The organism is Enterobacter sp. fkY84-1 (genome assembly GCF_052974705.1).
The window spans coordinates 1,072,084-1,084,233 of the sequence record NZ_CP169393.1 but is presented as its reverse complement, the minus strand read 5'-3'; the positions used below and the strand labels follow the sequence as shown (position 1 = coordinate 1,084,233).

11 protein-coding genes and 1 other annotated feature are annotated in these 12,150 nt (G+C 58.2%); of the genes, 2 read left to right on the top strand and 9 right to left on the bottom strand.

Going from position 1 to position 12,150, the window contains the following annotated elements; translation table 11 throughout:
* Positions 1–5 precede the first annotated feature (5 nt).
* From hemH to ACEPLT_RS05010, 8 genes are all read right to left on the bottom strand, one after another.
* Positions 6–968, bottom strand: a complete 963-nt coding sequence (gene hemH, locus ACEPLT_RS05045; RefSeq protein ID WP_126348509.1) for a ferrochelatase — start codon at positions 966–968, stop codon at positions 6–8.
* A gap of 124 nt (positions 969–1,092) precedes the next feature.
* Positions 1,093–1,737, bottom strand: coding sequence for an adenylate kinase (gene adk, locus ACEPLT_RS05040; RefSeq protein WP_006809841.1), 645 nt, complete (start codon positions 1,735–1,737; stop codon positions 1,093–1,095).
* 195 nt (positions 1,738–1,932) lie between these two features.
* On the bottom strand, positions 1,933–3,807 hold the full coding sequence (gene htpG, locus ACEPLT_RS05035) for a molecular chaperone HtpG (protein ID WP_021241627.1): 1,875 nt from the start codon (positions 3,805–3,807) through the stop codon (positions 1,933–1,935).
* 110 nt (positions 3,808–3,917) lie between these two features.
* On the bottom strand, positions 3,918–4,523 hold the full coding sequence (gene recR, locus ACEPLT_RS05030; RefSeq protein ID WP_008499298.1) for a recombination mediator RecR: 606 nt from the start codon (positions 4,521–4,523) through the stop codon (positions 3,918–3,920).
* The gene (locus tag ACEPLT_RS05025) at positions 4,523–4,855 is read right to left on the bottom strand and encodes a YbaB/EbfC family nucleoid-associated protein (RefSeq protein ID WP_003858972.1); all 333 of its coding nucleotides are present in this window, start codon (positions 4,853–4,855) and stop codon (positions 4,523–4,525) included. Before ACEPLT_RS05025 ends, recR begins: the two co-directional genes overlap by 1 nt.
* A 54-nt stretch (positions 4,856–4,909) precedes the next feature.
* Positions 4,910–6,838, bottom strand: a complete 1,929-nt coding sequence (gene dnaX / locus ACEPLT_RS05020; RefSeq protein ID WP_039023754.1) for a DNA polymerase III subunit gamma/tau — start codon at positions 6,836–6,838, stop codon at positions 4,910–4,912.
* Positions 5,516–5,580: a sequence feature (DnaX frameshifting element), on the bottom strand. It overlaps the preceding gene by 65 nt.
* A gap of 88 nt (positions 6,839–6,926) precedes the next feature.
* Positions 6,927–7,478 (bottom strand): adenine phosphoribosyltransferase, encoded by a 552-nt coding sequence (gene apt, locus ACEPLT_RS05015; RefSeq protein WP_000127359.1) that lies wholly within the window; start codon positions 7,476–7,478, stop codon positions 6,927–6,929.
* Positions 7,479–7,629: 151 nt separating this feature from the next.
* On the bottom strand, positions 7,630–8,007 hold the full coding sequence (locus ACEPLT_RS05010) for a DUF454 family protein (RefSeq protein ID WP_008499296.1): 378 nt from the start codon (positions 8,005–8,007) through the stop codon (positions 7,630–7,632).
* A gap of 50 nt (positions 8,008–8,057) precedes the next feature.
* Here ACEPLT_RS05010 and priC point away from each other — a divergent pair, with 50 nt between their 5' ends.
* Together priC and rsmS are read left to right on the top strand one after the other, a co-directional pair.
* Positions 8,058–8,585, top strand: a complete 528-nt coding sequence (gene priC / locus ACEPLT_RS05005; RefSeq protein ID WP_021241631.1) for a primosomal replication protein N'' — start codon at positions 8,058–8,060, stop codon at positions 8,583–8,585.
* 14 nt (positions 8,586–8,599) lie between these two features.
* A complete protein-coding gene (gene rsmS, locus ACEPLT_RS05000; RefSeq protein WP_008499294.1) occupies positions 8,600–8,782 on the top strand; it encodes a pleiotropic regulatory protein RsmS in 183 nt (60 codons plus the stop codon).
* On the opposite strand, the gene mscK is transcribed toward rsmS, so the two are convergent.
* Complete coding sequence (gene mscK / locus ACEPLT_RS04995) at positions 8,779–12,126, bottom strand: mechanosensitive channel MscK (RefSeq protein WP_447088334.1); 3,348 nt, start codon at positions 12,124–12,126, stop codon at positions 8,779–8,781. The two genes, rsmS and mscK, sit on opposite strands and share 4 nt — an antisense overlap.
* Positions 12,127–12,150: the final 24 nt, after the last annotated feature.

Genomic DNA, 12,150 nt, shown 5'->3' with positions numbered 1-12,150 from the left:
TGCGATCAGCGGCTGTTGGTCACCAGCGAGACCATCATGTCGATATGCTCAGGGGAGTCGTTAAGCGCCGGAATGTACTCGTACTTTTCGCCGCCAGCCTCCAGGAAAAATTCCCGGTTTTGCACCGCGATCTCCTCCAGCGTCTCCAGACAGTCTGCCGAGAAGCCCGGCGACATCACCTGAATGTGCTTCACGCCCTTCTCACCCAGCATTTTGAGGGTTTCATCGGTGTATGGCGTCAGCCACGGCTCGCGGCCGAAGCGCGACTGGAAGGTCATCATCACCTTCTCCGGCGGCAGGCCGAGGGCGGAAACCAGCTCGCGGGTGGTATCGCGGCAGCGCTGCGGGTAATCATCCCCTTCATTGGCGAAACGCTGCGGGATGCCGTGATAGGAGAGCAGCAGCAGATCCGGCTCGCCGTGTTTTTCAAACGACGCGCGCGCGCTGTTGGCGAGCGCCTTGATGTACAGCTCGTTATCCGCGTAGTCGCGAATAAAGGTCACGCCCGGAATGCGGCGGCGGGTCGCCAGAATGCGCGCCAGCTCGTCCCAGACGGCGGCCACCGTCGAGCAGGAGTACTGCGGGTAGAGCGCCAGCACCACGATATGGTCCACGCCCTGCGCCAGCAGCGAGTCCACCGCGCTTTCCAGTGACGGTTTGCCGTAGCTCATGCCGAGCGCGACGGGCATCTCCGGCAGGCGGGCGGCCAGCGCCTTCTCCTGACGACGGCTGTAGACCATCAGCGGCGAGCCCTCTTCCATCCACACGGACTGATAGAGTTTGGCGACGCGCGGAGAACGGATCGGCAGAATGACGCCACGCAGCAGCGGCCACCACAGCAGTCGCGGAAAATCCACGACGCGCGTGTCGCTTAAAAATTGTCGCAGGTAGCGTTTTACCGCGTCTGATGTAGGTGCTTCTGGAGTGCCCAGATTGGCAAGCAGGATGCCGGTTTTCGCCTGACTCATTCACGCCTCTTAACCATTTGAATGGTTGTCAATTGTAGCGGAAATGCGTTTAAACGAAACCCATTGCTGTAATAGGTAAGATGAGAATTTTTCTCACCCGGTGGCCCGGGTGAGAGAGATGCGATTAGCCGAGGATTTTTTCCAGCTCAGCACGCACGTCAGCCACGGCTTTGGTGCCGTCAACTTTGGCGTATTTGGTGTTACCCGCCTGCGCTTCTTTGGTGTAGTAGCCGATCAGCGGCGCAGTCATCTGATGGTATTCCACCAGGCGCTTGCGCACGGTCTCTTCCTGATCGTCTTTACGGGTGGTCAGCTCTTCGCCGGTCACGTCGTCTTTGCCTTCAACCTTAGGCGGGTTGAATTTGATGTGGTAAACGCGGCCAGAGGCAGCGTGTACGCGACGGCCAACGATGCGGTCAACGATCAGCTCGTCCGGTACGTCGAACTCCAGAACGTAGTCCACGTTGATGCCCGCTTCCTTCATGGCGTCAGCCTGAGGAATGGTACGTGGGAAGCCGTCCAGCAGGAAACCGTTACGGCAGTCTTCCTGAGCAATGCGCTCTTTGACCAGAGCAATCACCAGCTCGTCGGTCACCAGCTTGCCTGCGTCCATGATGTCTTTCGCCTGTTTACCCAGCTCGGAGCCAGATTTAACAGCGGCGCGCAGCATATCACCGGTGGAGATTTGCGGAATACCGTATTTCTCCATGATGAACTGAGCCTGAGTTCCTTTACCCGCGCCCGGAGCGCCAAGCAGAATAATACGCATTGCGAAAATCCCCTCAAAAGTCGTTTCAATTTTTCAAAAGCGCTAAACAATACCACCAGAACGGGCATCGCTCAAGGAAGGCAGGAAGGCTGAAACGGTTAATGGGGGGAGATAATTTGGGATAGTGCGGTCTGGTGCCCTCACCCTGGCCCTCTCCCTCGGGGAGAGGGAGAAGACCAGGAGAGGCGTGGTCAATTACGCCAGCAGCAGCGCATTCACACGTTTAATGAAGAGGTTAGGATCTTCCAGCGTGCCGCGTTCGGCCAGCAGGGACTGATCCAGCAGGAGTTCAACCCACTCGGCAAAGCGGGCGTCGTCCTGGGTATCCGCCGCGCGTTTCACCAGCGGATGATCCGGATTAAGCTCAAAGATATATTTCACTTCCGGCACTGCCTGGCCCGCCGCGGCGAACAGCTTCGCCATCTGGGTGCTCATTTCGTCGGCATCGGTGGTGACAATGGCCGGAGTGTCGGTCAGACGATGCGTGAAGCGCACCTCTTTCACGCGGTCGCCCAGCAGGGTTTTCACGCGCTCAATGAACGGCTCCAGCGCCTTCTCGGCTTCTTTCGCATTTTCATCCACTTCATCTGCCAGCTTGTCGATGGACTCATCGGCTTTGGCAACGGACTGGAACGCCTTCCCGTCGAACTCGGTCAGGTAGTTCATCATCCACTCGTCGATGCGGTCGGAAAGCAGCAGCACTTCGATGCCTTTCTTACGCAGCAGCTCCAGGTGCGGGCTGCTCTTCGCCGCGGCGTAGCTGTCGGCGGTGATGTAGTAGATCTTCTCCTGCCCTTCTTTCATGCGGGAGATGTACTCTTCCAGCGACACGGTCTGCGCGGAGGAGTCGGTGTGCGTAGAAGCAAAGCGCAGCAGTTTGGCGATGGTTTCAACGTTCGCCATGTCTTCAGCCGGGCCTTCTTTCAGCACCAGACCGAACTGTTTCCAGAAGGTCTGATATTTTTCCGCATCGTCTTTCGCCAGTTTTTCCAGCATCTGCAGCGCACGTTTGGTCAGGGCGTTGCGCAGATTACGGGTGACGGTGCTGTCCTGCAGAATTTCGCGGGAGACGTTCAGCGGCAGATCGTTGGAATCGATCAGGCCGCGCACAAAGCGCAGATAGTTCGGCATGAACTGCTCGGCGTCGTCCATGATGAACACGCGCTGCACGTACAGCTTCAGGCCATGCTTGTGATCGCGGTTCCACATGTCCCACGGCGCCTGCGCCGGGATGTACAGCAGGCTGGTGTACTCCTGCTTACCTTCCACACGGTTGTGGCTCCAGGTCAGCGGGTCGGTAAAGTCGTGGGCGATGTGCTTGTAGAATTCGTTGTACTCGTCGTCTTTAATCTCAGACTTGTTGCGCGTCCACAGCGCCTGCGCCTTGTTGATTTTCTCCCAGGAAACCACGGTTTCACCGTCTTTCTCTTCCTGTTTTTCAATCTCTACCGGCAGCGCGATGTGGTCGGAATATTTGCTGATGATGGAGCGCACGCGCCAGTCGTTCAGGAAATCATCTTCCCCTTCACGCAGGTGCAGGGTGATTTCGGTGCCGCGGTCCGCTTTGGTGATGTCATCAACGGTGTATTCGCCTTCCCCTTTGGATTCCCACAGCACGCCGTTCTCGGCGCTGTCGCCCGCCGCGCGGGTGCGCACGGTGACTTTGTCCGCCACGATGAACGCCGAGTAGAAACCGACGCCGAACTGGCCGATCAGCTGGCTGTCTTTCGCCTGGTCAGAGCCCATGGACTCCAGGAACGCTTTGGTGCCTGATTTCGCGATGGTCCCGAGGTGGTCGATCACCTCGTCGCGGTTCATCCCGATGCCATTATCGGCAATCGTCAGGGTGCGGTTCTCTTTATTGAAAGAGACGCGCACGCGCAGCTCGCCGTCGCCTTCGTACAGATCCGGGTTAGACAGCGCGCGGAAGCGCAGCTTGTCCGCCGCATCCGAGGCGTTGGAAATCAGCTCACGCAGGAAAATTTCTTTGTTGGAATACAGGGAATGGATCATCAGGTGCAGAAGCTGTTTTACTTCTGACTGGAAACCACGGGTTTCTTGTCCTTTCATCTATGTCGACCTCAACAATGCCATTTAATGGGGTTTTAAAACGTTGAGTGAGAGATGGGGATACGGGGGGAAATTTTCAAGCGGAGGCCGCGCGCGCAGCCTCCGTTTGGTCAGAAAATAATCTTGTGACGTCCGGCCAGAGAGTGCGACAGCGTGGTGCCGTCCACCATCTCCAGCTCGCCGCCGACCGGCACGCCGTGGGCGATGCGGCTGGCGTCAACGCCATACTGCGAGCACAGCTCGGCGATGTAGTTGGCGGTTGCCTCCCCTTCCACCGTGGGGTTGGTGGCGAGGATCACCTCTTTGATGGTTTCAGACTCGAGACGCTGTTCAAGGCGGTCAAGACCGATATCGTCCGGGCCGATGCCGTCCAGCGGGGACAGATGCCCCATCAGCACGAAGTAGCGCCCGGAAAACTGCCCGGTTTGTTCGATGGCGTAGATGTCCGCCGGACTCTCCACCACGCAAATCTGACCGTTTTCCTGACGACGCGGGTTCGTACAGATGTTACACACGTCCTGCTCGGTAAAGGTGCGGCAATCCGCACAGTGACCAATTTCTGACATGGCGCGGGTCAGAGCCTGCGCCAGGCGCATCCCGCCGCTGCGGTCGCGCTGCAATAGCGTAAACGCCATGCGCTGCGCCGACTTCGGGCCAACGCCCGGCAGACAGCGCAGTGCTTCCATTAACTGCGTGAGCAGCGGACTGGTTTGCATCAGAACGGCATCTTGAAGCCAGGCGGCAGCTGCATGCCGCTGGAAACGGAGGCCATTTTCTCTTTCTGGGTTTCGTCGATACGGCGAGCGGCATCGTTAAACGCGGCTGCAACCAGATCTTCCAGCATCTCTTTGTCGTCTTCGAGCAGGCTCGGATCGATTTCCACGCGACGGCAGTTGTGCGCGCCGTTGATGGTCACCTTGACCAGACCGGCACCGGACTCACCCGTGACTTCCAGCTGAGCGATCTCTTCCTGCATCTTCTGCATTTTTTCCTGCATCTGCTGAGCCTGCTTCATCAGGCCACCCAGACCGCCTTTTCCACCAAACATAGGCTTCTCTCTTCTTTCACGTTTAAGGATTACAACCGTAAGTCAGACTCACGATCAAATGGGGCGAATACTCTCTTCATCCAGATCGGCGTCGAAGAACCGGCGCAGGGTCTGAATGTTGTTATCCGCAATAATCGCCTCGCGCGCCTGCGCGAGCTTCTCTTCATAAATGGCCTGGCGCCACTCGAGCGGCGTTTTCACTGCCGGATTATCATCTTCAATGATAGTCAATTCAACCGGCGCACCCTGTAATGTGGCGAGCGCCTCGGCCAGCGCCTTTTGCGCGCCAGGGGAATTCAGGTGCCGCTGGCCCGGACGCAGGTGCAGACGCACCTGATTGCCGTCCTGCTCTTTCCAGGCATTCAGCGCGACCTGCTCGACCAGCTTCGGCAGCTGGAGTTTGCTGACCTCGGCGGCCCAGGCGTCGCGCGCAATGGACTCTTCGGCAAGCTTCGCGGCCAGCTCCGGCGTTTTTTCATGCTCCAGCGCCTTTTTCAGCGCTTTCGGCGTGGCAACCTCTTCCTTCACCGTTTCGGTGATAGTGGTTGCCTTCCAGCGGTAAGCCTCTTCTTTCACCGGGGCTTTCTGCTCGAGCGCGGACGGTGCCGGACGCGACTGTACGCGCTCCGTTACCGAGGCCAGCCGTTCAAGCGCGGCGTTGTTCACCGGCCGCGCTCTTCCTGGCGCTGCCGGTTCACTCTTTTTTGGTTTGGTTACTCCCTGCGCACGCTGCAGCTGGCTGCGCGCGGCAAGCACCGAACTGGTGGCATCCGACAGCGGTACATTCTGCTGCGGTGGCGGCGTCGGCTGCGGCGGCACCTGCTGCGGTGACATCACCGCCGTCGGGGCGACCGGGGCGAAAGACTGCCGTGGCACGTCCGGCTCCGGCAGCGGCATGCGCGGGTGGAACGCCAGCGCGCGCAGCAGCGTCATTTCAACGCCCATCCGCGGATCCGGCGCAAACGGTAGCTCTTTGCGACCAATCAGCAGCGTCTGGTAATAAAGCTGCACGTCGGCAGGCGGCACGGTGCGGGCAAGCTCACGCATCCGCTGTTCAATGGCGGCCATATCCGCACCAATGGCGGAGGGAGAAAGCTGCAGCATTGCCACCCGGTGCAGCAGGCTGAGCATCTCAACCAGCAGCCCTTCCCACTCAATACCGCGGGCAGCGGCCGCGTTCACCAGCGACATCACGCGTTCGCCGTTAGCGGCAATCATCGCTTCGATAAGCGACAGCGCCTGATCGTCATCCAGCGTGCCGAGCATGGTGCTGACCGCCTCGGTGGAGAGTTTGCCGTCACCGCTGGCAATCGCCTGATCGGTCAGACTGAGCGCATCGCGCAGGCTGCCGTCCGCCGCGCGGGCCAGCAGCTGCAGGGCGCGCGGTTCGTGGACAATGTTCTCTTCATCGAGAATGTGCTCGAGCTGCGCGCGGATCTGCTCGACGTCCAGCGCCTTCAGGTGGAACTGCAGGCAGCGCGATAAAATCGTGACCGGCAGCTTTTGCGGATCGGTGGTCGCCAGCAGGAACTTCACGTGCGCGGGCGGCTCTTCCAGCGTCTTCAGCAGGGCGTTGAAGCTGTGGCGCGAGAGCATGTGCACTTCATCGATCAGGTAGACCTTGAAGCGGCCGCGCGCCGGGGCGTACTGGACGTTGTCCAGCAGGTCGCGGGTATCTTCAACTTTGGTGCGCGAGGCGGCGTCGATCTCGATCAGATCGACAAAACGCCCCTGCTCGATCTCCCGGCAGTTATCACACACGCCGCACGGCGTGGCGGTGATCCCGGTTTCGCAGTTGAGACCTTTTGCCAGCAAACGGGCAATAGAGGTCTTACCGACGCCGCGGGTGCCGGAAAAAAGATAGGCGTGATGGATGCGACCTAGCGACAAGCCGTTCGCCAGGGCCGTCAGCACATGTTCCTGACCGACAACGTCAGCAAAGGTTTGTGGTCGCCATTTACGGGCTAACACCTGATAACTCATGGGCAGGCTCTGCAACGCTGGAAGGTGAATTTATGGAGGGGAATGCTATCACAACCTCACCCATTGAGCGAGGTTGTGAAAACCGGGATTAGTGACCCGGGAAAGGCACCAGGCTGTAGCTGGTAATACCCTGTTTTTCCAGGCGCTGTTCACCGCCGAGATCGAACAGGTTGATGATGAAGGCCGCGTCGGTCACTTCCCCACCCAGACGGCGGATCAGCTTCACGGTCGCTTCAATGGTTCCGCCGGTTGCCAGCAGATCGTCGACCACCAGCACTTTGTCGCCAGGCTTGATCGCGTCAACGTGGATCTCCAGCTGATCGGTGCCGTACTCCAGCTCGTAGCTTTCTGCGATGGTTTCACGCGGCAGTTTGCGCGGCTTACGCACCGGCACAAAACCCACGCCCATTGCCAGCGCAACCGGTGCGCCAAACAGGAAGCCACGGGCTTCGGTACCTACTACTTTGGTGATCCCGGCGTTTTTGTAACGCTCGACCAGCAGTTCAATGCTGAGTGCGTACGCTTTCGGGTCTTCCAGCAAGCTGGTGACATCACGGAAAAGAATGCCAGGCTTTGGGTAGTCCTGGATGCTTTTGATGCTGTTTTTCAGATATTCAAGCTGCTGTGCAGTTGCGGTCATCGGTTTGTGCCTAAATGAAACAGTGTTACTCACAGCGCGCAACGAGTCGGCCAAGGCAACAATTGTTTAACCTTTGACCAGGCGCACCTGTGCTCGAAAACGGTCGAATTTACTGGCTGCGCGTGATAATTGCAACAGCCATGATGAGGCTTCAGTGCTTTTGTTGCTTTTCATCAACCACGGGGATCCGCCACATAAAGATAAGCAGACAGGAGAGAATGATCAGCAGCAGGATCCGCACCCACATCATTTTCACCAGCCATAATGAAATGGCGAAGGTAATGAGGATCACCGCGATCGCGCGCGGCTTGGCGCCAGGCGGCATGGCACGGTGTTTTTGCCAGTGCCGCAGGTAGCCGCCAAACCATGAGCGGTAGAGCAGCCAGTGGTGAAAACGCGGCGACGAGCGGGCGAAACACCAGGCCGCCAGCAGGATAAACGGCGTGGTTGGCAGCAGGGGTAATACTACACCCAGCGTGCCCAGCACTACCGCAAGCCAGCCAATGATGATTAAAATAGTACGCTGCATAATGCGAATCGTTATCAAACTGAACGGCTACTTTACCACTGGAGAGCGCCTTGAAAACAGCACTGCTTCTTGAGAGGCTGCAAAATCAGCTGATCGCTCTGCGGGCGCAGGCCACGCCGCTGATGGGGCACGCCACGCTGAAGCCGCGCTTTGACCGGCAGCTTTTTCGTACCCGCAGCACCGTCATTCAGGATTACCTGTCTGAAGCGCAGACGAACCTCGACGAGCTTCGCCATGCGGTTGAGAATGAACAACAGGAACAGGTGGCGTGGCTTGCAGAGCATCTCACCGAGCAGATCACCGCACTGCATCGCGAAATCGCCGCCTGGCCGCTGCGCGCCTGGGACAGCGCCTCGCCGGGGCTCGGCAAATGGCAGCGCAAGCGGCTCGAGAACCAGGAGTTTGAGCGCCGGCTGTTTGAGATGAAGCGTGAACGCGAGGTGCGTCTGAACAACAGCGAAACGCTGGAAGAGCAGCAGCTATTGATGCGCGAGATTAGCGCGCTGGAAGGACGCATCGTCCGCTGCCGTCAGGCGCTGGATGACATTGAACGCGTCATAGAACGTTTGACCCGTTAACAGGAGCCACACCCATGTCACTGGAAAATGCACCCGATGAGGTCAAGCTGGCCGTCGATTTGATTATGCTGCTGGAGAATCATGAGATCCCCGCCGAGACGGTGCTTAAGGCGCTGGAGATTGTGCGGCGGGATTTTGAGGGGAAACTTCCCCCTCACCCTGCCCTCTCCCCAGAGGGGAGAGGGAAAATAGATTAAGCCGGAGTCGGGTCATCACCCTTAATGTCGCGCTTCACTTCCGTATGCTCATCACCTTTCTCGTTACGCAGGTGAACCTCAAGCTGGTTAAAGGCGATATTAATATCGTTTTCACGGCACAGACGATCGATAGAGCGGTTAAGCTCATCCACCGTGTAGCTGCGGTCACGCAGTTCACGCACGTATAAACGCAGCTCGTGATCCAGCGTACTCGGCCCAAAGGTGGTGAAGAAGACCGCCGGGGCCGGATCGTGCATCACTTTCGGATGCTCAGACGCCGCCTTCAGCAGCACCTCTTTCACCTTATCCAGATCCGATCCATAGGCCACGCCCAGGCGGATCACCACGCGCGTCACCGTATCGGAAAGCGACCAGTTGATCAGACGCTCGGTCACGAACGCTTTGTTCGGGATGATCACCTCTTTGCGATCGAAGTCAGTGATGGTGGTGGCACGAATGCGGATCTTGCTGACCGTTCCCGAGAACGTGCCGATGGTGACGGTATCACCGATACGTACCGGACGTTCGAACAGGATGATCAGGCCGGAGACAAAGTTACCGAAGATCTCCTGCAGGCCAAAACCAAGACCGACCGAGAGGGCCGCCGCCAGCCACTGCAGTTTATCCCACGAGACGCCAAGCGAGCCAAAGACCGTCATCGCTCCGACAATGATGATGACGTAGTTGAGGATCGTGGTAATGGCGTAGGACGCCCCCTGGCGAAGATTCAGACGTGACAGAAGCAGCACTTCGAGCAGGCCTGGCAGGTTGCGGATCAGCGCCCAGGCCACCACCGACGACACCAGCGCAAACAGCAGGCTGCCCATGGTCACGCTTTTCATGACCGCCGCGCCGGCTTCGGTTCCGTTGTATTGCCAGAGGGTAATACTGTCGAGATAGGCGAAAACGGTAATAAGATCGGACCAGATCGCCCAGAACATCACCGCAAACAGGGCGATCATCACCAGCATGGTGATACGCAGCGTCTGCTGGTTAACCTGCTCCAGCGCGATGGTCGGCTCTTCCTGCGGCTCAGCGCCTTCGGCCCCCTCTTTCACCTGATGCTGACGACGCGCGATGGCGCGGCGATAGGCAATGCGGCGCGCCGCCACGCTCAGGCCACGCAGTACGGTCTGATAGAGCAGGTTCCAGACGATCACCAGATAGACCGTTTCAATCCAGCGCCCGGACAGGCGCAGCGTGGTATAGAAGTAGCCCGTTGCCGTCAGCACCATCAGCGCCAGCGGAATGATCGCCAGCACCGTCACGGTGGCCAGACGAATATTGTGGGACTCTTTATCACGCCAGCTGTCGCGACACATCGGCCACATCAGGATCGCAATCAGCAGCAGGTTCAGCAGGATGACCAGCTGGCCCAGCACGTCATCCATCAGATGCAGCGGGGAAAGCTCAGAGACAACCGACCAGAAGTGCAGCGGCAGCAGCGCCAGGCTGATGCGCACGATCTGACGACGCCAGTGGCTGGTCAGCTGCGCTGGCATGTTGAAATGACGCACCGCCACGCCGTCTTTTTCCAGTACCTTCCAGCACAGGCCAAACACCAGCCAGAACAGCGCCAGTTTTTTACTGAACGCCCACAGCAGATCGCTGACGTTGAGCTGCATAGTGAGCAGAATCAGACCCACAGCCAGAATAATCAGGCACACCGGCAGGGCGCGAATAAGGTCAATCAGAATCGCTTTTGGCGTATGGAGCTGGCTATCGTTGCGCAGCTGCCCTACTTCGGAGGCCAGCTTCGCCTGGTATTTTTTCAGCCAGCCCAGACGCCAGCGGATGAGACCGGCAATCAGCAGCAGCGGCAAACCGGCCAGGAAAGCAATCATTACCGCAGGCCAGGCTTTCTCCCAGTTTACGGTGATCTTCATGCTCTTAATCTGCGTTTTCAGCGTCTCAGGGAAGGATTTAACCCAGTCCCAGTCCATCGGCTTGTTGCTGTTTACCCAGAAAATCTGCTGGGTCAGGATCTCCTGCAGACTTTTCGAGACGCTAACCAGCTGCTGCTGGTTGATTTGCAGGTTAATGGCCATCATCAGCTGGTTACCCAGCTGTTTATTGAGCTGGTCCAGCAGCTCGCGACGCATATCCACGACCTGGAGCAGCGCGTCATGCACTTCCGGGTTCACGTCGCTGGAATGCCCCTCTTCAATTTTGGCGACAAAGGTATCGCTCTGGAAAAGGGCATCGCGCTGCTGGTTGACGTCAAACTGCTCCAGACGTAAATCCGCAATGCGGTTGGTCATGTCCTCCAGCTCGTCGGCGGACGGAAGCGTCTGCTGCTGCTGGTAGAGAATACGCGACAGCAGGAGGCTGCCCTTCAGGACCGCGATCTGCTCTTTGATGTTGCGTTCCGCCTGCAGGGCGCGATCCAGCCAGTTCTTCACCTTGATATTTTGCTGAACCAGCGAGTTGCCGTTTTCCGTCGCCAGTATCAGGCGCTGACTGAGCTGATGGTTAGCCTCAAGCTCCTGTTTTACCAGCGGGTTGGCCTGAATACGGGCGGTTTCGTCAGGGGATACGGCCTCCTGGGCGGTTTTTTCCGTCAGGGTCAGGCGTTTGCTGTTAACCGCCTCCTGCAAAAGCTGAAGCTGATGCTCCAGACGATTAATGTTCGCGGTGACGTAATCACGCTGTTTCTGCAGAGTGTCCTGCATCACCGTATTCCCTTCCAGGCTTTTACGCTGCTGTTCGATCTGCGCATTGAGCAACGACTGCTGAACCAGCAGCAGGGTTTGCTGCGTCGGGCGCAGCGTGCCTTCGCCCACCGTCGTGCCGTTCAGGCGGTTGCGGATCTGCTGCAGCTGCTGAGACGCGGTATACATCGCATTTTGCACGCGCTCGGGCTGGGTTTGCAGGGAGACAAGCTGGCTGTTGTAGGTCGCGAGATCGGACTGCGCGGTTTGCAGATCGTCGAGCAACTGGGCGACGCGCGATTCCAGCTGGCGTAAGGAGAGCGTGGCGAGCGTTTTGCGCGTTTCGTTGTCGTTATCAACGTCACTCAGGGCATTCAGCGACTCCGTCGCTTTGCGCATGTTTTCAGGGGCCTGCGCCACCTTCTGACGAAGCTGTGCGGTTTCAGCCTTAACGCGTTCAATTTTATCCAGCGTCTCCAGCGTTTCCGTCAGATCCTGCTGCGTCAGTTTTTCCTGAGGAGAGAGTTCTTTTTGTTTGTTCAGCGTGTCGAGCTGCGACTGAACGTCAGCACGCGTGGGAATATCGTTGCTGTTATCGGCGCGGGCCCAGGTCAGCGGCGCCGTGGCGAAGAAAAACAGCATCGCAAAGAGCAATGCAAAAACAGGATGTTGCGAGCGATTGATGGGCAGCATAGTTGTGAATGATGTCAGAAGATG

Excerpts from the sequence above, each read along its gene's own strand:
- hemH (WP_126348509.1), bottom strand. The coding sequence starts at position 968 with ATGAGTCAGGCGAAAACCGGCATCCTGCTTGCCAATCTGGGCACTCCA.
- adk (WP_006809841.1), bottom strand. The coding sequence starts at position 1,737 with ATGCGTATTATTCTGCTTGGCGCTCCGGGCGCGGGTAAAGGAACTCAG.
- htpG (WP_021241627.1), bottom strand. The coding sequence starts at position 3,807 with ATGAAAGGACAAGAAACCCGTGGTTTCCAGTCAGAAGTAAAACAGCTT.
- recR (WP_008499298.1), bottom strand. The coding sequence starts at position 4,523 with ATGCAAACCAGTCCGCTGCTCACGCAGTTAATGGAAGCACTGCGCTGT.
- ACEPLT_RS05025 (WP_003858972.1), bottom strand. The coding sequence starts at position 4,855 with ATGTTTGGTGGAAAAGGCGGTCTGGGTGGCCTGATGAAGCAGGCTCAG.
- dnaX (WP_039023754.1), bottom strand. The coding sequence starts at position 6,838 with ATGAGTTATCAGGTGTTAGCCCGTAAATGGCGACCACAAACCTTTGCT.
- apt (WP_000127359.1), bottom strand. The coding sequence starts at position 7,478 with ATGACCGCAACTGCACAGCAGCTTGAATATCTGAAAAACAGCATCAAA.
- ACEPLT_RS05010 (WP_008499296.1), bottom strand. The coding sequence starts at position 8,007 with ATGCAGCGTACTATTTTAATCATCATTGGCTGGCTTGCGGTAGTGCTG.
- rsmS (WP_008499294.1), top strand. The coding sequence starts at position 8,600 with ATGTCACTGGAAAATGCACCCGATGAGGTCAAGCTGGCCGTCGATTTG.
- mscK (WP_447088334.1), bottom strand. The coding sequence starts at position 12,126 with ATGCTGCCCATCAATCGCTCGCAACATCCTGTTTTTGCATTGCTCTTT.